This is a genomic window from Candidatus Berkiella cookevillensis (assembly GCF_001431315.2).
Classification (GTDB): Bacteria; Pseudomonadota; Gammaproteobacteria; order Berkiellales; family Berkiellaceae; genus Berkiella_A; species Berkiella_A cookevillensis.
On sequence record NZ_LKHV02000001.1, the window covers coordinates 1,396,840 to 1,420,592 of the forward strand.

At 36.4% G+C, this 23,753-nt stretch carries 21 protein-coding genes; 14 read left to right on the plus strand and 7 right to left on the minus strand.

Annotated features, from left to right (window positions below; all coding sequences use genetic code 11):
• Positions 1–6: 6 nt before the first annotated feature.
• Entirely contained in the window at positions 7–1,242 is a 1,236-nt protein-coding gene (locus CC99x_RS05930; protein ID WP_057622715.1) for a Ppx/GppA phosphatase family protein, read from the minus strand.
• Between the two features lie 252 nt (positions 1,243–1,494).
• Here CC99x_RS05930 and CC99x_RS05935 point away from each other — a divergent pair, with 252 nt between their 5' ends.
• The 4 genes from CC99x_RS05935 to CC99x_RS05950 all read left to right on the plus strand — a co-directional run bounded on the left by CC99x_RS05935 (position 1,495) and on the right by CC99x_RS05950 (position 6,291).
• Complete coding sequence (locus CC99x_RS05935; RefSeq protein ID WP_057622714.1) at positions 1,495–2,550, plus strand: hypothetical protein; 1,056 nt, start codon at positions 1,495–1,497, stop codon at positions 2,548–2,550.
• 106 nt (positions 2,551–2,656) lie between these two features.
• Entirely contained in the window at positions 2,657–3,112 is a 456-nt protein-coding gene (locus tag CC99x_RS05940) for a YaiI/YqxD family protein (protein WP_057622712.1), read from the plus strand.
• A 204-nt stretch (positions 3,113–3,316) separates the two neighbouring features.
• Entirely contained in the window at positions 3,317–5,002 is a 1,686-nt protein-coding gene (locus tag CC99x_RS05945) for a putative bifunctional diguanylate cyclase/phosphodiesterase (RefSeq protein ID WP_057622709.1), read from the plus strand.
• 8 nt (positions 5,003–5,010) lie between these two features.
• On the plus strand, positions 5,011–6,291 hold the full coding sequence (locus CC99x_RS05950; protein WP_057623213.1) for an urea ABC transporter substrate-binding protein: 1,281 nt from the start codon (positions 5,011–5,013) through the stop codon (positions 6,289–6,291).
• A 4-nt stretch (positions 6,292–6,295) separates the two neighbouring features.
• On the opposite strand, the gene CC99x_RS05955 is transcribed toward CC99x_RS05950, so the two are convergent.
• Complete coding sequence (locus tag CC99x_RS05955; protein ID WP_057622707.1) at positions 6,296–8,635, minus strand: SPM autocatalytic domain-containing protein; 2,340 nt, start codon at positions 8,633–8,635, stop codon at positions 6,296–6,298.
• A gap of 433 nt (positions 8,636–9,068) precedes the next feature.
• Here CC99x_RS05955 and CC99x_RS05960 point away from each other — a divergent pair, with 433 nt between their 5' ends.
• From CC99x_RS05960 to CC99x_RS05975, 4 genes are all read left to right on the plus strand, one after another.
• Complete coding sequence (locus CC99x_RS05960) at positions 9,069–9,845, plus strand: hypothetical protein (protein ID WP_057622705.1); 777 nt, start codon at positions 9,069–9,071, stop codon at positions 9,843–9,845.
• Between the two features lie 246 nt (positions 9,846–10,091).
• Positions 10,092–12,536, plus strand: a complete 2,445-nt coding sequence (locus CC99x_RS05965) for an ankyrin repeat domain-containing protein (RefSeq protein ID WP_158003179.1) — start codon at positions 10,092–10,094, stop codon at positions 12,534–12,536.
• Positions 12,533–13,018: a hypothetical protein gene (locus CC99x_RS05970; RefSeq protein ID WP_057622701.1), complete on the plus strand. Its 486-nt coding sequence runs from the start codon at positions 12,533–12,535 to the stop codon at positions 13,016–13,018. Before CC99x_RS05965 ends, CC99x_RS05970 begins: the two co-directional genes overlap by 4 nt.
• A gap of 155 nt (positions 13,019–13,173) precedes the next feature.
• Positions 13,174–13,968 carry a hypothetical protein gene (locus tag CC99x_RS05975; RefSeq protein WP_057622699.1) on the plus strand — a complete coding sequence of 265 codons (795 nt, stop codon included), beginning with the start codon at positions 13,174–13,176 and terminating at the stop codon, positions 13,966–13,968.
• Between the two features lie 5 nt (positions 13,969–13,973).
• Here CC99x_RS05975 and CC99x_RS05980 read toward each other — a convergent pair whose 3' ends face one another.
• A complete protein-coding gene (locus CC99x_RS05980) occupies positions 13,974–14,369 on the minus strand; it encodes a Fur family transcriptional regulator (RefSeq protein ID WP_057622697.1) in 396 nt (131 codons plus the stop codon).
• 166 nt (positions 14,370–14,535) lie between these two features.
• Here CC99x_RS05980 and CC99x_RS05985 point away from each other — a divergent pair, with 166 nt between their 5' ends.
• The gene (locus tag CC99x_RS05985) at positions 14,536–15,003 is read left to right on the plus strand and encodes a Dps family protein (RefSeq protein ID WP_057622695.1); all 468 of its coding nucleotides are present in this window, start codon (positions 14,536–14,538) and stop codon (positions 15,001–15,003) included.
• A 91-nt stretch (positions 15,004–15,094) separates the two neighbouring features.
• Positions 15,095–15,856, plus strand: coding sequence for a ZIP family metal transporter (locus CC99x_RS05990; RefSeq protein WP_057622694.1), 762 nt, complete (start codon positions 15,095–15,097; stop codon positions 15,854–15,856).
• Positions 15,857–15,873: 17 nt separating this feature from the next.
• Here the strand turns inward: CC99x_RS05990 and CC99x_RS05995 are convergent, their stop codons facing one another.
• Positions 15,874–16,893: a class I fructose-bisphosphate aldolase gene (locus tag CC99x_RS05995; RefSeq protein WP_057622693.1), complete on the minus strand. Its 1,020-nt coding sequence runs from the start codon at positions 16,891–16,893 to the stop codon at positions 15,874–15,876.
• A 266-nt stretch (positions 16,894–17,159) separates the two neighbouring features.
• On the opposite strand from CC99x_RS05995, the gene CC99x_RS06000 reads away from it, so the two are divergent.
• The gene (locus tag CC99x_RS06000) at positions 17,160–18,443 is read left to right on the plus strand and encodes a hypothetical protein (protein ID WP_057622691.1); all 1,284 of its coding nucleotides are present in this window, start codon (positions 17,160–17,162) and stop codon (positions 18,441–18,443) included.
• Positions 18,444–18,455: 12 nt separating this feature from the next.
• Here the strand turns inward: CC99x_RS06000 and CC99x_RS06005 are convergent, their stop codons facing one another.
• Positions 18,456–18,680 (minus strand): hypothetical protein, encoded by a 225-nt coding sequence (locus tag CC99x_RS06005; RefSeq protein WP_057622689.1) that lies wholly within the window; start codon positions 18,678–18,680, stop codon positions 18,456–18,458.
• A gap of 344 nt (positions 18,681–19,024) precedes the next feature.
• Between CC99x_RS06005 and CC99x_RS06010 the strand changes: the two genes are divergently transcribed.
• Positions 19,025–21,757, plus strand: a complete 2,733-nt coding sequence (locus CC99x_RS06010) for a hypothetical protein (protein WP_057622687.1) — start codon at positions 19,025–19,027, stop codon at positions 21,755–21,757.
• Positions 21,758–21,798: 41 nt separating this feature from the next.
• A complete protein-coding gene (locus CC99x_RS06015) occupies positions 21,799–22,032 on the plus strand; it encodes a hypothetical protein (RefSeq protein WP_057622686.1) in 234 nt (77 codons plus the stop codon).
• A gap of 87 nt (positions 22,033–22,119) precedes the next feature.
• On the opposite strand, the gene CC99x_RS06020 is transcribed toward CC99x_RS06015, so the two are convergent.
• Both CC99x_RS06020 and CC99x_RS06025 read right to left on the minus strand, forming a co-directional pair.
• Positions 22,120–22,851, minus strand: a complete 732-nt coding sequence (locus CC99x_RS06020; protein ID WP_141651860.1) for an alpha/beta fold hydrolase — start codon at positions 22,849–22,851, stop codon at positions 22,120–22,122.
• A 119-nt stretch (positions 22,852–22,970) separates the two neighbouring features.
• Positions 22,971–23,213 carry a hypothetical protein gene (locus CC99x_RS06025; protein ID WP_057622682.1) on the minus strand — a complete coding sequence of 81 codons (243 nt, stop codon included), beginning with the start codon at positions 23,211–23,213 and terminating at the stop codon, positions 22,971–22,973.
• Positions 23,214–23,368: 155 nt separating this feature from the next.
• On the opposite strand from CC99x_RS06025, the gene CC99x_RS06030 reads away from it, so the two are divergent.
• Positions 23,369–23,749 carry a hypothetical protein gene (locus CC99x_RS06030; protein ID WP_057622680.1) on the plus strand — a complete coding sequence of 127 codons (381 nt, stop codon included), beginning with the start codon at positions 23,369–23,371 and terminating at the stop codon, positions 23,747–23,749.
• The last annotated feature ends 4 nt before the right edge of the window (positions 23,750–23,753 follow it).

The following is a 23,753-nucleotide window of genomic DNA, read 5'->3' on the forward strand; positions in this document are numbered from 1 at the left end:
TTGCTTTTAATGTATGGCAAGATTTTGAGAAAGTATATTCCCTTGTGCAATTAAGCCATCTGTATTATTGGCTTTGACAGTGCTAACCTGCTCAACATTGAATTTTTCCATGAAAGCACTTACCAAGATGAGATTGGTAATCGCCGTTTTGCTAAAAGAAGGATTTTTTAATTGCAATAGACCTGCGATTTGTTGATCATTTAAATTATATAATAATTCTGCTGCTTGAGAGATTTGTTCTTTACTGTAAGTGTCAGCATGGATATTTAAGACTTGATTGATGGTATTTTGTACCGATGCATTGTGCACAGCGCCGATCGCTAAGATGTCGGAGCCTTGCTCAATATGGGCTTTTATAATTGCGCTATCGCGCTCATTAAACACCAATTGTTCTTTGGCCAATGCAAAAGCAACAGAAAATTCCATGTTATTAATAGGATTGGGGGTTAAAGACAGATCTTCAAGCGCTCTTATATGTTGATTAAATAGCGTCATAAAGGTTGAAGACGCGATTGTGCTTTGCAAGATAGTAAATTCACCATTTTCTTCTTGATGCGTTATTTGCATGCTACCACCGCCAATATCCCAGACAATAGGATCAGACCAATCAATCAGATCTCCATGAGGATTTTCCTTAGCAGCAGCAGATTTTGCAGCATAATAACCTAAAACACCTTCTTCTTCTTGAGAAATAACACTGATATGAATATCTAATTCAGATTCTATTTTAGATAAAAATAAATCAGCATTTTCTGCTTTCCTAAAAGCTGCGGTTGCCACACCATAATGCTCAAGTGCTAGATCTAAATTTAATTTCTCAAAGTCAGCTTCTATCAGTGCTTTATGATTTTTTAACTGTTCAAGTCCCATTTCCATAATTAAATCTGAAAATTGATTGTTTTCTGATTGCTCTAAATCTAGGCTGTATGTCATAGGGAAAGAGTATTCTGCGAATACGGCTTCGATATGCATTGCTTCAGTATTAAAGAGCACGCCCTTTATTTTTGTACCACCTGATCCCATATCATAAGCCACACGACCCGAGTATTGACTCAGATCAATGTTTTTAAAGTTGAGTTCATGATCTGTGCTTTCTGGCAGGGAAGTATTGTCTGAAGGTTGGGCTGTTTCGCTATCAACGATTAGATCAAAGCAGCTAGCGCTGTAGAAAGTATCCAAAAAACCATTGACGTAATCGGATGGTTCAAGAGGAGATCCTGCATCAAAACTATCAAAGGCCATAGGAAGTTCTTATTCTAACATTCATAAAAGAAAATGTGAGTATAGCAGCTAAATTGAGTTTGTAAAGTTGCAAACTTGTAGAAACTACAAGCAATTGATGTATATGCTCGAATTTCCTAAATTGAGAATAAGTATTCATATTAATCAGAAAATCCCAGCCATTTATCATTGATAAATAGATCTCTAACCTGATAAAAGTTAGTATGCTTTCATTAACGCGGTTTTAGATTACACAATGAGGCAAGAAAGATAATGTTTAACAATTGGTTCTATAAAAATGTCACAGAATCTGCGCTCACTTATATACCTTCCAATTTTGAGAACATTCCTGAAAGTGGTGTGATCGAATATGCTATTAAGAAATTAAATGATACGGCAGCAGAAGTTACTCAGCCAGGTTGTCCAGCACAAATTGTAGATTGCACAGATTTGAATGTAGCACATAAGATTAGTTATGCTGTAGACAATTGTGTATCTATGACGCTTCAATGTGGTCATGAAGTAAAACAAGTGTTTAGCATGGATGAAGTAATGACTTTACCTTCCTCTCTGTCAAAAGTGGCTCAAGAAGGCTTGGGCGATTTGATGCATGTCACAACACAATATGGTGATCAATTATCACAGGCTTGGTTAGAGTGGCAAAGTACTGCAATGAACAGGTTGCCTGATGCAGACATCGTTACCAATACCGCAAAAAGTTTTTTTGAAAGTATTAATCCTGTAAACCTGTATCAACAATCTATACATATTTTATCTACACATTTTGATGATACATCTAGAATGAATGGTAGTACTACTGGAACCAATACAATTAAATCAATTTTTGATGCAATAAATCCAGTTAATTTATACCAACAACATGCTTCTGGCTGGGGAGATTATATTGGTGGATTTTTTAGATCAAGCACCCCAGAGATTACTGCGATTCCTTTGCAAGAAGAGAGTACAGAATCTTTGTTGAATCCTGCAAACTTAGCAAGCAAATTAATAAATTTTGCAAGCAGCTATTTTGAAGAAGCTGCGCCTGAAAAAATTGCATGTGCTTGGGATGATTTCTCGTGTCATCAGGATGCTTTGAGTGAAGCAATGCAAGCTTGTTCAAATGAAGAAAAGCTTGGCTATCTTCAGTGTGCCCTAAGTACGCTTCAACAATATGCCAGCGAATATGATATAAATGAAGTCTTTGAAGATATTCAAGAAAATTATTTGCCAAGTGCTGCTGTAACTTGTACTGTTATTGCCGCAGTGTCCGGGGTTGTCATTGCTGCTGCTGCAATTCGTAAATACAATAGACAGAAAGGCAAGTAAATTTTCTCTTTTCTTTATATATAAGAGTATAGGTATTGTGAAAAACACAAATTAGCTATACTCTTAACGCTTTAAATGTGGATAGAAATGACAAGGGTAGGGTTATTTGAAAATATTGGTTGATGCGGATGCCTGTCCAAACGTGATTAAAGAAATTTTATATCGTGCATCAAAGCGAACTTCGATTTCTTTGGTCTTTGTGGCAAATAAGCCACTGCAAATCCCTCGTAGCCCCCTTATCAAATTTGTATTGGTTGGCAGTGGCTTTGATGTGGCAGATAGTACCATTGTCGAGATGACCGAGACGAATGATCTCGTTATTACGGCTGATATCCCTCTTGCTGCACAAATTATAGAAAAGAAAGCATATGCACTGAACCCTCGTGGTATCTTCTATGACAGTGATAATATGAGCCAGAAACTTGCCATGCGTAATCTCATGGAAGAACTCCGCTCTTCAGGCACATTGATGGGGGGAGGACCTGCGCCCATTGATAAAAGAGATCAACAACAATTCGCAAATGCGCTCGATAGCTATTTAGCAAAAGCGCGAAGACGATAGAACCAGTGCAAATGAGCCACATAAAGAAATATTTTTAAAACTATAAATATACAGTTATTCCTGATGTTTCCATTTCTTCTATAATTTCAATAATCCTCATTATTTATATTCTCTTAATAAATGCTAAGTATATTTACAGATCTTGATGGTTCCATTCTTTGGCCGTTGCTAACGACTCTGTTTGGTTTGGCATTGTGCACTTGTATGATAGTCATCAATAAATTGCATTACTATTTACACAAAATTAAAAAAATGAATGCCGTTTTAAGTGATCTTACCTTGATTCCTCTAGCAAACCCTAATCCAGTATTGGGCGTTGATAGAATGGGCGTGATCACTTTTGCAAATCACGGCAGTGAGATTATTCTTGCTGAATGGAAAGTCAGTTTAAATGAAAGAGTGCCACCGGAATGGCGAGAAATTATTCATCAGATTTTGATATCAAAAAAAATACAAAATGTAGAGATGCGTTGTGGTGAACAGTCGTATATCCTAACGATTGTTCCTAAGCAACATAATTTTGTAAATCTATATGGTATGGAGATTACTCCCTATAAAAATTTAGAAAAAGAATTATTAAATCGCGCTATCAGTGATGAACAAACAAAGTTACCTAATAGAGTAGCTTTTAAGCAATCATTGGATGTGAAAAGCTTAGAGGCAAAGAGAACCAAATCGAAGCTCGGTATTCTGGTTGCGCGTATTGATGATTTTTCTCAATTAGTTTATACCTATGGACAAGAGATTTCTAGTCAACTTTTATATGAGTTTTCGCAACGCTTAACGACTTTTGCTAATAAGAACAGCACTATTGCGAGAATTAGTGAGAGTGAGTTTGGTTTGCTTGAACCTAAAATGACAGAGTCTTCTATTTTGGCTGATTATGTGACAAATCTAATAGAAAAATGTACGCAACCTTATTTTATTCATAATAGAAATATTGTAATCTCAATATCTATTGGTATTACCATTTGCCCTAATGATGGTGATTCTGCAGAAATCTTATCTAGAAATGCTCAATTGGCAGTTAATAGAACGAGTGATACACGCAATCAATATGAGTTTTTTCAAAGAGGCATGGAAGAACAGATTCAGATGAAACGTCAAATTATAGCCGATCTGCATGACGCTTTGGGAAAGCAGCAGTTTGAACTATTTTATCAACCTCAAATACATTTACAAACACAAGAGCTTGTGGGATGTGAAGCTTTAATTCGCTGGAAACACCCTCAAAAAGGTTATATTTCACCGTTTTATTTTATTCCTGCTGCGGAAGAGGGTAATTTAATCATGCCCATTGGTGAATGGGTGCTCAATGAAGCATGTGGGCAAATTGCAAAATGGAAAGCAGCGGGATTTAGACCAATAAAGGTAGCTGTAAACTTATCAGCGAGACAAATTTTAAAGGCAGGGATTATTGATTTTATTACGGAAACAATGAACAAAAATCAAGTTACAGAGGATTGGCTTGCATTAGAACTAACTGAAAGTGCATTGGTAGAAGATCAGCAACATGCCATTGAGGTTATGAAGCAAATTAAATCGCTGGGTTTGGATTTGGCATTGGATGATTTTGGTACAGGCTATTCATCCTTGAGCTATCTGTTACAATTCCCAATTGATAAAATTAAAATCGATCGTTCTTTTGTGAAAATAATTGAAAATGAAAACGATGAGCATGCGGTGACAAAAGGGATTATTGATCTAGGACACAGTATGGGGCTTGCTATTGTGGTTGAAGGTGTTGAAACTGCTGCGCAATTAAATTATTTTATCAAACATAAATGCGATATTATACAAGGGTTTATTTTTGGTAAGCCAGAACCGGCAGAAGTATTCGAGAAATTTTATGCAGTAAATTGGAAAAGCGAAATTGAAAGGCATAAGTGATCAATCCTATGTTGTCAATTAATTATTTTTTGGAAGTCGTGGCATTTATTACGGTAATGATCGTATTTATCACTTTTTTTTATTTCTTCTTCAGGCATATTGTGAGGCGCAATAAATCATCTTTTATTAAAGTTGGCATATTACATTCTTTAACAGGTACTATGGCGATCAGTGAAAAATCTGTCGTAGATGCGATGCTATTGGCAATTGATGATATTAATCTCAAGGGAGGAGTATTAGGTCGAAAAATTAAGCCAATTATTGCAGATGGATGTTCTGATGCGGATGTCTTTGCTAAAAAAGCAGAGAAACTCATTCTAAAAGACAAAGTTTCGGTAATTTTTGGTTGTTGGACATCCGACTGTCGCAAAGCAGTTAAAGTAATTGTAGAAAAGCATGAGCATTTATTAGTTTATCCATTACAATATGAAGGGCTTGAAGAATCAAAAAACATTATATACTGTGGTGCTATACCAAATCAGCAGATTATTCCTGCTATTAAATGGGTGTTTGATAATCTTGGTAAGCGGTTTTTTCTTGTGGGTTCAGATTATATTTTTCCACATACGGCAAATGAAATTATAAAAGATCAAGTCAAAGCTTTGAAAGGAGAGGTGGTAGGTGAAGAATATTTACCACTGGGTAGCTCTGACGCGAGCAGCATTGTTAGCAAAATACTGAAGTCAAATCCAGATGTTATTATTAATACAATTAATGGGAGCAGTAATGTTGATTTTTTTAAGGCATTAAGAAAATCTAATATCATGCCATCTAATATTCCATCTATGTCTTTTAGCATTGGCGCAGAAGAGTTAAAACACTTGAATGATTGTGATATGGTTGGAGACTATGCTGCATGGAGCTATTTTCAAGAAATACCCAGCATGATAAATCAGATTTTTGTTCAAAAATATAAAGAAAAATACGGAAAACATAGAGTAACAGATGATCCAATTGAGACAGGTTATTTATCCGTACTTTTATGGTCTGAAGCTGCTCAAGAAGCAAAGACAGATGATACATTAGCAGTAAGAGAAGTGATGAAACATCAGTTTTGTTATGCGCCTGAAGGGCGTGTTGCCATTGATGCGGATAACCAGCACACGGCTAGAATCCTAAGAATTGGGAAGATTCGAAAGGATGGTAAATTTGACATTGTTTGGACTTCAGGACATCTAATATTACCCTCACCTTATCCAGAGTTTAGAACCAAGCAGGAATGGGATACTTTTTTACATAGTTTATATAAGAAATGGGGGAACCGGTGGTCTTCCCCAGAAAAAAATTAATATTTTATAATTCTACGGTTTCTGCCACTTCTTGTAAAACAGGAGGTGGAGGTGCCCATTCTGCAATAGGCATCTTTGAATCGCTGGTCTGAGGCACTTCTGAGTAGCTCAATAAAACGTCCGCAGCTGCTAAACTTTCACCATTCACTTTTTGTGCGCTAATGGTTCCAAGGATAGTGTTTCCATTCAGCATTTGTAAATGGCCATCAGAAGTTAGATTAATAGAAAGAATACCTAAGTCATCTAGACTAGAATATTCTCCTGCATCCGTAATGCCGTTTTGATTTTTATCTTGCCAAATGCCCATTTGCTTCCATGCGACGTCTTGTGCATCGAGTATATTGTCTTTGTTGCTGTCAAAAACCAATTGCAAGCCTTCTAAGTCAGATTTTGCATCAGGATGCCAATTCGCAAAAGAAAATTCATTTACATTTGTGATTTGTTTATCATCGAATAAGTCAAAAACAAGGATACCATCATTAGGGCCAACCCAAGCTGTTTGTTCTTTTATGCCATCGTTATCCACGTCAAATAAGACATTGGATTCTTCATGAGAGAGTAAATTGAAGAAGCCATCGCCATCAAGATCAAAGACAATAGGCGCAGTTTCTCCTTCACTACTATTTTCACCGCCCTCATATGGGGTGCAAATAGTATCCATATATTGTTCAAATGTCTGTATATAAATATTGGGATCATTATAGAGCGCACCATGTGGTAAATACTCGCCAGACACAAAACTTTCGGGATCTCCAGAACCAAAATATTGGCTTGCACTATAGGTAAAGGTGTATACACCACTTTGATTAATCTCGTCTTCATTTCCATAGTCACTACGCACTAAATACATATCGGTTCCATTAGGTGCTTCGAGCGTGAGGGAAAATGCGCCATTGTTAAAATTGGCGATATCGAGATAAACAGAGATACTAAAATCAGAAATATTTTGAGACTGTATATCCTGGACAAGAAGCTCGTTCCATTGCCATAATCCTGATGAGCCAGGATCAACAACCATATTCGCATCAGGACTGGTAAAGGTTTGTCCATCGCCGAAATTTATTTCCCACGAGGAAACACTGATTGAAGCAGCATCGCTCGATCCTTCAAATTCTGCCTGAAGCCAAAGTGTCCAGTAACCATTTACATCACAAGCACAGCCACATTCATCAATAGAACAAGCATCATTGAGAAAACCTGTAAGACTATAGCCATCACCGCTGTTATAAGTGTTATAAATGCCCGTGTCAATATCTCCATCAGGTGTGCCCGAATCATTATCAAAATTTGGATCTAACGTAAGATTGGGTAAACTTAGATCGCTGTCATCTAGCTCGTAAACACCATTATATCCCAATACAGAAGAGGAGTTAGATCCATCAGAGTTGAATCCTGATAAAAGCACTATCGAAGATCCATTGGGCGCAAATAATGTTAGAACTAATCCATCACCATTTGGTATCTCTAGATCTAAGGTCACCGTCATGGATAGCGGTAAGTCTGCACAAGCATCTTCAACGAGGATTGACATTGTATTAAGATAATAGGGAATATTATTATAGGGAGGGAGATTAGGATCGTCCCAACTAAGACTCGTATCGCTGCTAAAACTGAGTCCATTACTGAAATTTAAAGTAATGCTATTGATGATTCCAGCTATATTGACTTCTTCGCCCCATTCACCAGGATCGTGAAGGACCACTAGAGTCCACTGCCCACTCAAATCACAATCACAGCTGCAACCACATCCTTCTTCCGTTGCAAGGCTAACGGTGCTTGGCAAGACTTCTGTATAAAAGCTTTGTACATAAAAGCTAGAAGAAAAGACATCTAAATTTCTTTCTTGAGAAAGAACAGAAGTATTGTTGCCAATGCCAATATTTGCATAATCCTCATCCCAACCATCACGAATAGAGAGTGGATTGGGGAGTGGTGTTAAATATTTATTGACTTGAGATTGACTGATGTCAACATTAGCCTCTGTATTACTATTATCATTGTCGCTGGATTGAGTTTCAGAAAATGAGGATGAATCATCTTTTGGTTTTTCAGAATCATCATTTTCAGTTTGGGGTTTTGCATTCTCTTCAGTTGTTTCTTGTGCTTTTATATCTTCTGTATCCTGACTATCTTGTTTTTCTTTTGCGGTTTTTTTGTCTGCTTCTAATTTTGCAAGCACCATCTCAACCATATCAATGGGTATGGCTTGAGTCGCATCATTAAAAGCGACGAGCGAGGATGTTGCATGATAACTATGTGTTTTTTCAACAAGCCAGTCATAGGGAGAAAAAGCTTTAGAACTAATTTGTGATATATCTGGTAATAGTATGTTGGGGTCTTTCATAATTTGCCTACTACTTGCAATCTAAAGACTGCTTTTTATCTGGCCTAGATCTATCATGGCAAATTGTTAGTCAAATAGCTACTTGGGTTTTTCTCCAGCAAAGGGAATTTGCTGCAGATTGGCTAAAATATTCTTTAATAACAATGGATTAATATGTCTTCACGCGTCAATAAAGAGGGGAGAGGGCAGTGATAGAACACTTAAGATAGATTTCTCTGTATTATAAAATTCTTTGTAATTGCATCTATTCTATATTTTTATTTATCTTTCAATATAAGGTTGGATGATTAATTACTCAAGTAAATACACTAATCTCACCATTATTTATTGGAGTGGGTGGTACTACATAGCAAATTGATTAGCATTACTATAAAATACAAGGCTTATTAAAGATGATTTTTTGATGAATTCTTTGTTTTTTTAAGGGTTTTTAATGTTGCAGGGTATAAGTATTCAAGAAAATATAGTGGATTTCTATACCGCAATTAAAGATGGCAATTTTGCAGTCGTTAATCGATTTTTAGAGTCCGATATTGTCAAAGATAATATTGCTTCTAATGATATAGCCGTGTCTAGAATGCTTTTTGCATTGAGTAAGAATAAAAATCTTGTTGTACTCAACCGTCTTTTAGAACTTAGAATGGTGCAAGATAATATTGCAGCTAATTACAATCAAGTTTTTTATTGTGCATATTATAATGGTAATAATGACGTCGTTAATCGGCTCTTAGATTTTAGAGCGGTACGGCTAGAGCTACTTCAGTCAGAGGCTAACATAGATGAGAGCGTTCTTGCGATCGCACGAGAAAAAGAAAAATTAATGCTCTGTAAAATTGCGGAACCAAGTGATGTATGTGTTTTTGGAGTATCTAAGAAAAGAAGAAGAGAAGAATCCCTTAATGATTTAGAGCAAATAGCACCATCTTCTAAAAAAAGTAGGCATTGTCTCAAAATAGAAATAGAGCATAGCGCATCTAAGAAAAGAACAAGAGAAGAACAGCATGATGATTTAGATCAAGAGAATCCAAGAAAAAGACAAAAAATAGAAATAGATGCACTCATGGTTCAGGATAACACTTTGAGGTTTAGCCAAACAAAGTCAAGTGACTCTGGTGCACCGCACCCTTCTGTGATAGAAGATTTTGAGCATTTATGGTTAGATGCAAGTGATGCTCCACAGTCTTTAACTACGCCAAAAATAAGATTTTAGAACTATTGAATCTTTAAGTTACATTTGTCAATCAATTAAATTTTATGAGTCACAATTTACTTACTTAATGGCTTTGCTGCCTATCTTTCTAATAAACCATTTCCTATCAAGCACAGCGTTAATGTTTATTTAACTATCTACTACTTTTATCTCTATAGCAATGTCAATAGTAATTATTACTATAAGAAAAATAATATTAATCTGTTATACATGCATTTTTTATTGTCTTTTATAAAGAGTTTGAATTTGCCAAGTGTAAAAAAAGAGCGTTTTTGTACTGCTATTAGGGATGGCGATCTTGATGCGCTAAACTTTCTTCTGGAAGACAAAGAAGTAAGAGAGGATATCCTTGAGTACTTTAAAGGATCTTATATAAGAGTAATTAAAGATGACCGTCTTGACGTGTTGAATCGTCTATTAGAATTTCCAGAAATACACAAAAATATTACCTTTTGGCACAATGATGTTCTTCGTTGTGCAGCTGAAAATGGTCGTCTTGCTATAGTGGATCGACTGTTAGTTTTTGATGACGTGCAAGATAGGATTGCAATTAATGATAACAAAGCTTTTTATAGCGCATATCACAATGGGCATCTTAGTGTGGTGATGCGCCTTTTAGAGTATCCATTAGTTCAGAATAATATAGATTTAAGAGATATCAATAGTATTCTTCGTCCGGCTGTTAATCATTATTTTAAGGTTGTAAATTATTTATTATATTTTTTTGTGCAAAATAATATAATTGGCGTTCGTTATGGCGAGATTCTTGTGTGTGCGACTGGTTATGGTTGTTGTGAGGTTGTAAGTTTTCTTTTGAGCTTCCCTGTCATTCAAGGTGATGCAGTTGCTCTGCATAAAGCGCTTAGCAGAGCCGCTTTTAGAGGGGGTCTTAAGAGCATAAATTATTTTTTGGCGCTTCCGATAGTAAGACAAAATACTGCTGCATTGTATGATGCTCTTTATCAGGCGACTTCAAACGGCTGGGACGCAATCGTAGATCATTTTTTGGCTCTTGATGAAATTACAGCTAATAATAACGAAGTTTTCCGTTTAGCAGTTCGGAATGGCTCTTTTCGTATAGTGAGTCGCCTCCTAGAAATTCCAAAAGTGGCAAATAACATCGTAGCTGAAAACAATGAAGCTTTTTGTTGGGCATCTAGAAATGGCCGTCTTGACATAGCTAATTTGCTTTTAACCTTTCCAAAGGTGACAAACAACATTGCAGCCAATAATAACCAAGCATTTCGTTGGGCTGCTCAAAATGGCCATCTTGAGATAATTAAGCTTCTTTTAGCATTTCCAGATGTGGCAAACAACATTGCAGCTGAAAACAATGAAGCTTTTTGTTGGGCATCTAGAAATGGCCGTCTTGACATAGCTAATTTGCTTTTAATCTTTCTAAAGGTGGAAAACAACATTACAGCCAATAATAACCAAGCATTTCGTTGGGCTGCTAAAAATGGCCATCTTGATATGGTTAAGCTTCTTTTGACATTTCCAGATGTGGTAAACAACATTGCAGCTGAAAACAACGAAGCATTCCGTTGGGCTGCTCAAAATGGCCATCTTGAGATAATTAAGCTTCTTTTAACATTTCCAGATGTGGCAAATAACATTGCAGCCAACAATAACGAAGCATTCCGTTGGGCTGCTAAAAATGGCCATCTTGAGATAATTAAGCTTTTTTTAGAATTTCCAGATGTGCTAAACAACATTGCAGCTGAAAACAATGAAGCATTCCATTGTGCCGCTCAAAATGGCCGTCTTGATATAGTGAATCTTCTGCTAGCGTTTTCAGTGGTGGTAGAGAATATTGTTGCTAACGACAACTACGCTTTTCGTGTGGCTTATGCTCGAGGGCATATAGATGTGTGGCATCGTCTTTTAGATTTTCCCGCAGTCCGAGCAGCCGTATTGGCAGAGGATAATGTAGACAAAAATCTTCTCACAATCGCGCAAGACAAAGAAAGCTCAATACGTGATCTAAACCTGCAAGAGCAAGGCATCGTATATACACTCAAAAAGCTTTATCCTGATTTGAATATTAATGAAGAGCTAAACTCTCTAAACACTTATCTTGAAGCGCGTCTTGCAAGCAAAGGCTTAAGTTTGGAGCGTAGTGAAGGAGATGAATTAACGCGTCAACTCTTAGATGCAGATCATCAAGCATGGCGTTATCTTGCACGCCCTAATCATTGGATGTCGCCTAAAGCAAGATTTGTAGAAGTAACAGAGAAAGGAAGACAATCTTCAATTAAGGATGAAAATTGGCATCTATTAGCGCTGATTTGGCATACTTTAAATGATGAAAAAATTGAGTTGCTAGATAAAGATAATAGGGAGTTGATAGAAAATAACACTGTTTTGATGGATGATGGCGATGTCAGTAAAGCAAAACCAGCAAGTGTAGCGGGGATTTTTAGCAACTTAAGAGAAAGCTTTGTATTAACCTTAGCCTTATTAGACCGAGCGCATAATTATGATACTAAAGAAGAAATCGATGATGGCGATTTGGATAAACCAAGCTGTAGCATGGGTGTATCGAAGCGCTTGGTAACATCAATGAAAGGTCTTGACGTTGCAGATAATTCAGATACAAGACCCATAGGGGTTAATTATTTAGCAGAGCGTTTTAAGGAACAGTTAATCACGCATGAAGCTAAAGGATTGTTGCCTAAGTTAAAGGCTTGAGTCATACAGAATTAGTGCAGCTTAATGAACTTTTAGATAAATTGATCATAGATACTGATGGATCAGTATTAAATGGGCTATCATCAATATTGTCATTAGAGTCTCAAGAGGTAGATGATTTTATTAATGCGACAAAAAAATATTATGGTGAGTTACGATTTTCGGCCTTGAGAAATTTATCTTATCAGGGCGTTATTCATGAAGATGCAGAAGCGATGATAAGCTGTTTAGCAACTATCCCATATATTGCTTTTTCTCAAGAGATTTATCACTTTGTGAATCAAGCATTAAAAGAACGCTGTGAAGCGATCAACGTAGATGCAGTTATGATTGAAAGGCCTGTTTTGCTATTTAGTGATGAAACAGAGTCAAGCAATTCAAGAGCGCCAGCACTTGCTATAGAGGAAGATTTTGGGGATTTACGATTAGAGGCAAGCAATGAATCATCATCTTTAAAAAATATGCAAAGGAAAAATTTTTAGAAGCTATTGAGTGTGTTTTTTCGGATATTTATAGGTATCCTCATCGTCACTGTGCATAAGTGCAGCGCATGTTTATCAGGTGTTTTTATAGATTGTCATTCATTATCCTATACTGTATAGAAGTGAAATACGGTTTTATAGAGAGATGGCATAAAATGACAGACGATGATAAACCCATTAAGATTCTAATCGCAACACCTTGTTATCAAGGCATGTGTCACGCTGACTATACACTCTCTCTTGTGAAAACTTTTGCTTATTTTCAAAATAAAAAAAACATTAAAATCGCGCATAAATTTATTTTGTACGATAGTCTTGTACCGCGTGCTAGAAATTATTTTTCTGCAATGGCATTAAGTGATAAAACCATTACGCATTTATTATTTATTGATGCAGATATAGGATGGTTGCCCGAAGATATCATGAGATTGATCTCTCATAATAAGCCTATTATTGGGGCAGCTATTGCCAAGAAAAAATATATATGGGACAAATTGCGTAACGAACATGTCAAGCAGATTTTATTGGATGATAGTTTGCCGATTGAAGAATATAGAAATAGAATTCGTGCTTGCCTTGTTGAGTATGCTGTTAATTTCGGTGCCTCAAGAGAGATTAAAGATGGTGTGCTTGAGGTTGAACATATTGGTACGGCATTCATGCTGATACAAAGACAAGCTTTAGAGAAATTATGCCAACATTACCCTGAATTAAAGATTAGGCAATCGAATCATGAGTTATTATCTATAGAGGCTCTAAATCACTTTTACTGTTTGTTTGAATTAAGATTACAAGAAGGCAGATATTTGTCCGAGGATTTCAGCTTTTGCAAGAGATGGAATGATTTAGGCGGAAAAATTTATGCCGATCTGAGCATAAGTCTTATGCACCATGGTGCAGAAGATTATTATGGTAGTATTCTTGGCCTTGACAAAACAAATAGAAAATAATTGAGCTATCGTTTTTTGTGAGCATAGATAAAAACGTCTACCTTTTCAACAGCATAATCTTCAATCTGATGTGAAAACTGAATGGATTTAGCATCGATATCTTGAAATTTTCCTGTTTTTGTATCTACAAGGTGATAATGGTGATGTGTGTTTTTATCGTAGTAAATTGTTTTTGATCCAGGAGGACTCATTGCATGAATCATACCTTTTTCAACAAAGACATTCAGTGTGTTATAGATGGTGGCAACGCTAATCTTAGGACAGTGTTTTTGCGTCCAGTCAATAATATCATCTGCTGTAGGATGATCGGCAATTTCATATATGAAATGTAAAATCATAATACGCTGATTTGTAGCTGTTAAACCAGATTTCTCAATCAATTTAGATTCTATTTCATACATGGTTTAAGATAACCTTAAAGTAAGTAATTGATATACATACATATTAAAACACCTTATACCTATATTATAGAATAAATTTAAAATTATAACAATTATATATCTTGAATAATTATTAAATTATAACTATTCTAAATTTAAGGCTTGTTATAAATAATGAGAGGCTCATATGAATGTACACCCAATTGAAAAGCAAAATGCTAAAGTAGCTAAAATTTTAAAAGCAGTTTTGGCAGATACTTTCGTGCTGTATCTTAAAACATTAAATTATCATTGGCATGTCACTGGAAATTCCTTTTATAGCTTACACAAATTATTTGAAGAGCAATACAAGGCATTAGCAGAATCTTTAGATGAGATTGCAGAAAGAATTCGTCAATTAAATGAAATAGCACCTGCCACGATTAAATCAATTTTAATGCATACGCAGTTAGAAGAAACTGAAAAACGCTTAAGTGCGAATGAAATGATTAATGATCTTATTGAGAGTCATCGTACTATCAATGAGTCTTGTAAAAAAGCTATAGAAGTAGCTGGTAAAATTCATGATGATGCAACCGTTGATCTGCTTACACAGCGTGTTGTATACCACGAAAAAGTAATTTGGATGTTAAAAAGCATGCTTTCTTCGGTATAAAAATCATGTGCAAAGGCAATATAGTCAAAGCACATGAATTGTAGAGTTCATGTGCAAAGACTATAAAGAGTGAGCATCTATAGGAGATATCATGGTCGATAATGCATTGCCTGCCCTAGGTCTTAGTTTTTTAGCGGGATTAGCCACAACAATTGGTGGCATACTATGCATTTATATTGGTAGAGAGTCATCTGTAAAAATGGGAGCAGCTTTAGCATTGACAGCTGGTGTCATGCTCTATGTTTCATTTATGGAGCTTTTGCCTGAAGGACAATTACTCTTATCAAGCTCTTTTCCCAATCTCAATGCATTATTAATTTTACATTGTCTTATACTTACACTCATTGTTATTTTCTTCTTAGAGAAAGGGCACAAAAAATGTTTATCTGAGGAAGCTTTACTTTATAAGTCCAGCCTTTTTATTGTTGTCTCCTTGACATTGCATAATTTCCCTGAAGGGATGGCAACACTTGCCTCTACATTGGCTGATTTTAAGCTAGGGCTTGTCAGTGCATTTGCAATTGCAATGCATAATATTCCAGAAGGTCTTGCCATTGCCATACCTGTTTATAAGCTGACGGGTAGCTATAAAAAAGCCATATTTTATGCTTTTCTATCTGGAATGGCGGAGCCTATAGGCGCATTGATAGGATTGTTTTTTTTAAACCAATTTATGAGCGAGGCAGTATTAGGTGTTATTCTCTGTAGTATTGCTACTATTATGATTTATATTTCAATGATTCAAATTATTCCATTAGCACGAGGAATGGCAAAAACCAGTGTTGTTACGATGGCAACGCTGGCGGGTATGCTGGTAATGGGACTTAGTATCACGCTCTTCAGCTTAAGTTAAAGCTAATTACTTAGCTTTTAAACTTCTTGGCTTGAGTCATAGCTCCCCAGCATAGCCGCGCTGTTTAAGCGTGCTCGCTTTAATAAAGCCTGTTGTGCTTTAAGATTGTTTTCAGTTTTGCCCTCCCAGATCTTTAGACAGGGATCTTGCAAGGCTCGCCCATAGGAAAAGCTCAAGTTCCAAGGCTGATTGCTAAGTTGATGGATGGCATTCAGTATAGCTGTGGCTTGCTCAGGTGATTGCCCTCCAGATAAGAAATTAATGCTTGGCACAGCCGCAGGCACAGTTCTTCTAAATACGCCTATCGTTGCTTGGGCAATTTCAGAGATAGAATTTTGTGTGACAGCGGTTTTGCCTGGCAATACCATGCTGGGCTTTAAAACAATATATTCTAAAAGAACATTATGTTTTGCAAGGGCTTTAAATACACTTCTTAATACTTCTTCTGTAATGGCTGCACATTCTGCAAGTGTGTGAGAACCATCGATGAGGATTTCGGGTTCAACAATAGGCACAATTGCATGGTGCTGACATATTGCGGCATACATACCCAAGCTATTGGCATTGGTTTTGATTGCCAGAGAAGAGGGCTTGGGTGATACTTGAAAGACAGCCCGCCATTTTGCGAATTTTGCACCTTGAGATTTATAGGCAGCTACTCTATCTGTTAATCCATCTAATCCCTGTGTAATTTTGTCATTTTCAACATTCACCAACGGAATCAGACCTTTGTCAACTTTTATGCCTGGCACAATATCTTGTTGTTCCAAGCATTGAACAAAAGATAGCCCTGAAGTTGTTTTTTGTTGCAGGCTTTCTTCAAATAAAATGATGCCTGAGATATATTGTGATAAACCTGGGGTTGTAAATAATAACTCACGGTAAGCACGTCTATTTTCTTCTGTTGGTTCAAGGCGAATACTTTCAAATCGCTTGGTAATGGTTGCCAAACTTTCATCAGCGGCTAATATACCTTTGGCTGGCTGTATGATTTTATTAATAATTTCTGAAAGATGTCTTGCATTCACTGTGTTCATAGCAACCCCTATCTGCAAATAAATATAGATTTTATATATCCTTCACAGATGAATCTTACCCGTTGTTTTATAAAAAGTATAAGATATATTATAGTCACATCGGCGTAAATGAGGATTACGAAAAGGTGATGCCCTCCGATGGCTCATGTGCGAAGACTAATACCTACTGTCCCCTGAATGCTTATTTTGGTCGGATATTCATATATTTTTTTGCTTAATACTCTATATTATCGGATTGATAAAAAAAGATATATTTGGTTATTGATATGAAAGAATTCATACGAACATGTGCAGAAAAAATAGGTGTTTTGGATCCAGTTATGGAGCCTGTTTGTGAGCATATCAGTGATTTTCTCTGTCAGTATACAGAGGGAACGCATAAATTAAATGATTATTTACCAAGCCGTTTATTTGATGCTACAGATTCTATTATTGATTGGTCTTATGAAAATCCTTGGGCTGTTGCTAAAAATGTATTATCTGCTGTAGGCATAGGATATTACCTTTATAATAATATAAAAAACGATAAAACATTAAGCTTTGCACTTTCCTATGAGTCTATCTATGGTAGACGGAAGGGTAATGCACATAAACCTGAAGCGCCTGTTTCTTCTGTACTGAATAAACTTAGTAGCTCGAAAAACACAGGATTATCTTTTGATCTTGATGCAATGAAGAAGCCCAATATTTTTGATTTTAAAGATAATATTGAGGTAACAGCTCTTATTAAAATATATGAAAAAGTATATACTGATGAGCATGGTGCAGAGAGTTGTTTAGGTGTGTTTAATCGTAGACCTATCTTAAAATTAGAAAACGATGGTATTTTCCAAGCTGTTACATATGTTGCTGTCGATGCCTCATTTCCAGATAAACAAACTGTGAGTGAGAGCTTAAATGATTGGCTTATGAATATGCTGGCTTTTTGTGTTGTAACAAATCAAGCCATGCTGCCCCTTGAGTTTAGAACTATGATGATGATAAATCATAGCAATGCACATTGGACTGTGTTAAATGCCTCTTTAAAAACGAATGAAGCAACACAAAGCTTTTTTCAAGAAGCAAAAAGAAGGTATTCTCATTTGTTTGCCTACCAACGTGATGGCATCATCAATAACTATTTAGATATTAATAATGCTAAAAATATAATGATGACTATGCTTTCTGAGCCTAGCGCACCTGCATTATCATTTGCAGAGATTGAGTTGGTGCATCATGATTCTATAAATCATAGTGGTTGTCATATATTAGTAGGAAGTTCTTTGGCAACATTTAAAACACTTTTTGAAAATACAAACTATTTTTACGAAGAGGTACCACAACAGCGTGGTAATACCTGTGCAGATCATGCCGTCTACATGGGAATGTCTAGCAGTTTGTTTAATATTCCCGTCACAGAGGCAAATTCATCTGAATTAAGATCTTTGACAGAAGCGGTGCATCCAAGAGTTGAGACTCAAAGAATATTGGAGGAGCAATACCAATCTTATATTGAATTTGAGGTGCAATCTGAAGATGCCGAGAAGGTCAAACGTTTGTTAGGAATGTAGCGTGCTAGATCTTCAGATCTTCTTTTTAGTCAAAGTGGGGGGCGATGCTGTCTTGACCAAGCTTAAATTTTCCTCAGTGCTCTCAACTGGTGCATGATCTTCACTTAAAACTCCCGCACTGACTCGCTGAAAGAGTAACAGCATGCTTTGTGATTCGTTACTGGGTAAGAAATTACCATCTGCGAAGACTTCAAGCATAGATGTTTTTTTAGATTTTGGGGCAGGCGCTTTTAACATTTTAGAACACTTATACATTATTTAAGAGTTAGTAAACTTTTTGACTTTGCTATTCTGAGATTTTTGAGTAGATAAGTCAACAGCATCCATACAACATTATTCGTGTATCCACATGATAAAACAATTATGACTTGATGGGGTATAGATCGTTATAGCTCTTAAGCTATTTATAAATATTCCTCCGATACTTATGAAGGCACTTTTTTTTTTGAAATTTTAATGCTAATACTCTAAAGAGTTGAGTCAATTAACTAGAAGGAAGCTATCTCAAAAATAGTAGCTTTGTTTTGGAGCGTTTTTGAGCCAGCTTCTTGTGTGTATACACATTTTGAGTGAGATGCATCATGCTAGGAAATAAAATTAAATCACAGTATATAGAAGCGCTAAATTCTCCCAATTTAGATTCTTCTGATTTGATTCTAATGAGTATTCAGTTGTTAGAAGCTGAATTAAAAGTAGAGTTGGTAGATGTCAGAAATGCTTATATTCAGAATGATTATTCTACTGCAAAGCAGATAATAAATAATTTATGCGCCAATAATATTGAAGATCAACGCATTGCAATGCTTGTTATACAAAAAATGCTGCAAGTAAGAGATATTCCAGAAGAAAATCAAAGTAGACGCTATTTTGAGGCACGATTTTCAAAGGCATTATTGGGTGGTTTGAATGAAAGAGATTTTGAAGCCTTGAATCATTTTTTGCAAACCATAAGAAGATTAGACACGGATGGTGCATTCGCGAGTCAATTACCCACAGCAGATGTAATGACATTGCAAGATGCTGTTAAAGTTGTGAATGTGGTGCGTGGTTTTGGAGATGATAATCCTATCGTCAATGGATATAGAGGGCCATTGCGTAAAAAAAGCCCTATTGTGCCAAGAAAGGATAGAGACGACACGCCTATCAAAGAGGATGATAATAGTCGTGCAAAACCACTATCATTAAACCCTGGGGTTATGAAAGCTTCTGCGCCGATACCCGTGGATGAACAATTAGATAAAGCATTGCAAGGAAAAACACCGGATACATTTAGAATTGATAGAGGCGTTAATGATGGTTTTTCTGCAACAAGAGCAGATATTCCTTTTGTGAATTCTGTTTCTGGCACCGCATTTAGCTTGTCGGTGATGTTACACTTCTTCTTAGAGGAAAATAAGGGGCAAGAAGGTTTAGAAGCAGAAGTTGATAGCATCATAAGAGCATTTATGGGACACATGTGCGGAAAAGGCTATCATAGTATGGGAGAAATGATTGAGGTTTTGCGAGATCCTTCGGTGCAAAATTTATTTGCGCAGCATCAAATAGCTTTAAATTTAGATTTTAATTCAGATACAACACGCGATACCTTTAAAGCTGCGGCAAGCTACAGCAAAACAATCAATATCAAAAGAAAGTTCAGCGAAGAGCTTGTGGTACAGCATCAACAAAAAATGGAAGATGGCTGGAACATTCAACCCATAGACGCTAAACAATATTTACAAAAAGTTAGAGATAAAGAGGCTATTATTATTGATGCACCTCATACCATCATCAACAATGGTATATTTTCACATGAATATATTGGTGAAATCTGTGAGCTAGTTGGTAATTATAATCTTGCGGAGAATGTTGCCTTTCCTCCAGAGCGATTAGCATTATTTCATACAACCGCATTTATTGAAACAGAGATTCAAAGAGATCCAGATGCCAGTGAGATAGAAAAGCGCGCAGAAGATGATTTGTATTCGATGGTTTATGATGAATTTTATCCAAGTGTATTGGAGAAGATTAATGCTTCTAAAGATCGATTTGATGCACTACAAGATTTAATATTTAATGACGCGCGCACTACCATAATGAATTATTCAAATGGTAATTATGATGCAAGTGTCAGAGCGCAAATCAAAGATCCTTTTTTCTTAGAATGTTTAGACTATCTAGATAAAATTCAAACAAGATTTCTTGAGAATAAAGTATCCCATGGCCAATATAAAGAAAATGCTGACTTGGGCAGCATTATGATTAGAGCGCTTTTTACCAAGATGTATAATCGTGAAATGGGTCAAAAAATAGCCAGTATTGTAGATGAGGTTGGCAATGATATTATCAAGAAAAAACAATATCCTCGTATGTCAGTGCACGCAAGAGACGATCGTCATACTTATATGATGATGGGCGCACCTGCTTGTGGCAAAGGAGTAGCTTTAGGTAGGGCCGCTATATTAGCAGAAGAAACACATCAAGTTGCTTGGCGTGATGTATGTAAAATTAACACAGACGACCATAGAGCTATCGTAACCCAAGGACAACATCTTGGACAAGACACAAAAATTCATGCTCAGCTCAGTAATGTTGAATCAATGATCATTACATCAATTGCGAATCAAAAATATAATCAGAAATTAAAATCAGGTGGTGCGCCTCATTTATTGATAGATACTGTGATGCCTTTGATGAGAAAATTCAATATAGGTTTGGAGCAAGATGGACAGTTGCATGTCTTTGCTGTTACGGCTCCTGTAGACGAATCCCTCAAACGCATGGTTGCTCGTGGACAGGATACGGGGCGATATGTGAGTTCAAACTATGTGATTCAAGCACATCAGTCTGTTAGCAATGATTTGATTAAGAATTTATGTAGCCTAACAGATGCGGGCAAAAATTTTGATTTTGTTATATTAGACACCCATGTTCCATTAGGATCAGATCCTATTGTCGTGATGGTGGGGGATACAGCGCTTAAAAAATTACTCATTTTCGATGAAGATGCAGCGGCATACTTCTATGGTAAAAAAAATATAGATACCAACGGAAGGAGTATGGCTCAATTATATCAAGATAGACCTATGATGGATAATGGTTATTTGGATGTGTTTAAGGCAAGTGGCTTTGAGGTTGCACTCCCAAGTCAGAGCATAAATGCTTCTTCTTTTATATCTGAACCAGAGCCAGTATCCCCCACATCAAATCGACAAACATTGCTGCTGAAATTTGATCAGACTAAAAGTGTGGAAATACCCAGTGTTAAGCAAACATCTGGTCTAGCGATAGATCTTAAAAAAACAGAAGAAAAAAAGGGACCAATTATACGGTGATTATAATTTTTTTGAAGTTAAATAAATGAAAAAGGTGATATATGCCTAAGAATATTGACCCAAGCAAAAGTGATGAAAAATCTAACGAGGCGCATACTCAAGCGCTTAAGAAGAAAAAATCTATGCTTAAAGTATTTGAGCATGGTCAATTTATGCCAGAAAGAGAAACGGCTGCCGCACAAGATTTATATACAAGGGTGAGCAATGGTTCTATGAGTGAGGATTCATTGATTGATTTTCAGAACGATAGTATGAAACCCGCTGCTGGAAGATAAATAAAATGAGCGAGAATTTTGTTGTTGTGTCTGATTTTTACGCCCCATCTTTTAGATGCCATTACTCTCAGTGCTTCAACGCTTGCCTTATAAGATAGTTTGAATAGATTGTTTTAGTACCTCTACTAATGCTTCTGGATGCCCATGAAAGGGACAGTGATCGGTTTTTAATTCATAGACACGAGAGACATTCCCTCGTTGAATCATGCGTTCTTGATCATAAGGTAAGAGAACCCTATCGTCTAGGCATTTGACATATGCTTTAGCAACAGAGCCAAAACCTTCAGGCGATAAAAATTTTATTTTTGTGCTAAATGCTTTAAGAGGTTCTGGAATCATAGATTGAAGTTCTTTTTCAGCAATTAGAGGCGGGCAGCTATTATAAATCAGAGATTTTGCTCTATCAGATCGCTTAATTTCGATCTTATTTAAAGCGGGATATGATATTGCTTCTGTTGAAATACCTGGGTTACTAATAGTAGCGGCAATATCAAATAAGCATTCATCGGATTGTGGTATAAAAGCAGCAATATAAATCAGTTGCTTGATGAGATGTGGTTGATTTTCTGCAACTTGAGAGATAGTTAAGCCCGCTAAACTATGTCCAATAACAATGCAAGGTTCACCAATAGACTTGAGATAATTTTCTAGGGTAGTTACATAGTCGTTCAGTGTGAGTCGCTTGTAAGTCGAGGAGTTTTCAAAAATGCGACCTGGCATATTAATAGCGTGGACAGTGCCCAGCGTTTGTAAGCCTTTTAATATTTGTTTCCAGCATGAAGCTGTGTGCCACGCGCCATGAACGAGAACGATATGCATAGTTTTAAGAGGTATGTAGTTACTGTAAAGGAATAGTATATCTGCTGAGGCTTGATTTTTCACCTAGAGAGAAGGGGGGATTTGAGTGAAGTCCCCCTATTTGTCGCTATATGTAAGGATTATTTGTATGAAGATATCGCTTCATATATGTTGTAGCCAAGATAGTAAATGCTTTGGGCAGGGAGGATCACAAAAGCACAAGGAATACCAATAAGGAATCCTGCCGTTGCTCCTACAGTATCAACACCTGCTTGAAAGCCTGTTGAAAAATTAATAGGGGCATTGGGATCAACAGGAATCAGCAGGTTGATGCTATTAGCGCCCGATACAAAGGTTTGTTCTTGATTTGATAATACTCTCATTTTTTAACACCATAAAAGCTAACTAACAAATAACAGGTGGACATGGTAGCGGTTTATGATATTAATATCAAGTCTACCAACTAGAATATTTGACAGCTTTGAACTCAAATGTTAGTTTGGCCTTTTTATCCCGTTTTAAATTAGGGTGAAGTTATATGTTGTCTTCTTTCACGCCAACAGATTCTTGTGTTGAACCAGATATCCATCCCCTACAGAGTCGCTTGCTAGGCTTATTAGATCAAACTTGGGATAAATGCGAAAAAAATTCTGTAGGTGTAGATAATCAAGAGCGATATGCAATGGTAGCACAAGTGCCACGTGTTGTAGAAAACAGGGCTAAAGCCAACATAGCATTTGATGCGATATCAAGTGAATTGAACAATATTCATAGTGACGAAGCTGTACTTGCTTTTTTAGAAAGCCCCTTGATAAAAAGCGAAGGGCTATTTTTTAGGATATTAAGAGGAAAAATCAATAAGTACCTTGTTCCTGATTTTGAGCCTGAAGTACAGGAGAAGATTCGTTATCAGAAATAATATC

Excerpts from the sequence above, each read along its gene's own strand:
- CC99x_RS05930 (WP_057622715.1), bottom strand. The coding sequence starts at position 1,242 with ATGGCCTTTGATAGTTTTGATGCAGGATCTCCTCTTGAACCATCCGAT.
- CC99x_RS05935 (WP_057622714.1), top strand. The coding sequence starts at position 1,495 with ATGTTTAACAATTGGTTCTATAAAAATGTCACAGAATCTGCGCTCACT.
- CC99x_RS05945 (WP_057622709.1), top strand. The coding sequence starts at position 3,317 with ATGATAGTCATCAATAAATTGCATTACTATTTACACAAAATTAAAAAA.
- CC99x_RS05950 (WP_057623213.1), top strand. The coding sequence starts at position 5,011 with ATGTTGTCAATTAATTATTTTTTGGAAGTCGTGGCATTTATTACGGTA.
- CC99x_RS05955 (WP_057622707.1), bottom strand. The coding sequence starts at position 8,635 with ATGAAAGACCCCAACATACTATTACCAGATATATCACAAATTAGTTCT.
- CC99x_RS05960 (WP_057622705.1), top strand. The coding sequence starts at position 9,069 with ATGTTGCAGGGTATAAGTATTCAAGAAAATATAGTGGATTTCTATACC.
- CC99x_RS05975 (WP_057622699.1), top strand. The coding sequence starts at position 13,174 with ATGACAGACGATGATAAACCCATTAAGATTCTAATCGCAACACCTTGT.
- CC99x_RS05980 (WP_057622697.1), bottom strand. The coding sequence starts at position 14,369 with ATGTATGAAATAGAATCTAAATTGATTGAGAAATCTGGTTTAACAGCT.
- CC99x_RS05985 (WP_057622695.1), top strand. The coding sequence starts at position 14,536 with ATGAATGTACACCCAATTGAAAAGCAAAATGCTAAAGTAGCTAAAATT.
- CC99x_RS05990 (WP_057622694.1), top strand. The coding sequence starts at position 15,095 with ATGGTCGATAATGCATTGCCTGCCCTAGGTCTTAGTTTTTTAGCGGGA.
- CC99x_RS05995 (WP_057622693.1), bottom strand. The coding sequence starts at position 16,893 with ATGAACACAGTGAATGCAAGACATCTTTCAGAAATTATTAATAAAATC.
- CC99x_RS06000 (WP_057622691.1), top strand. The coding sequence starts at position 17,160 with ATGAAAGAATTCATACGAACATGTGCAGAAAAAATAGGTGTTTTGGAT.
- CC99x_RS06005 (WP_057622689.1), bottom strand. The coding sequence starts at position 18,680 with ATGTTAAAAGCGCCTGCCCCAAAATCTAAAAAAACATCTATGCTTGAA.
- CC99x_RS06010 (WP_057622687.1), top strand. The coding sequence starts at position 19,025 with ATGCTAGGAAATAAAATTAAATCACAGTATATAGAAGCGCTAAATTCT.
- CC99x_RS06015 (WP_057622686.1), top strand. The coding sequence starts at position 21,799 with ATGCCTAAGAATATTGACCCAAGCAAAAGTGATGAAAAATCTAACGAG.
- CC99x_RS06020 (WP_141651860.1), bottom strand. The coding sequence starts at position 22,851 with ATGCATATCGTTCTCGTTCATGGCGCGTGGCACACAGCTTCATGCTGG.
- CC99x_RS06025 (WP_057622682.1), bottom strand. The coding sequence starts at position 23,213 with ATGAGAGTATTATCAAATCAAGAACAAACCTTTGTATCGGGCGCTAAT.
- CC99x_RS06030 (WP_057622680.1), top strand. The coding sequence starts at position 23,369 with ATGTTGTCTTCTTTCACGCCAACAGATTCTTGTGTTGAACCAGATATC.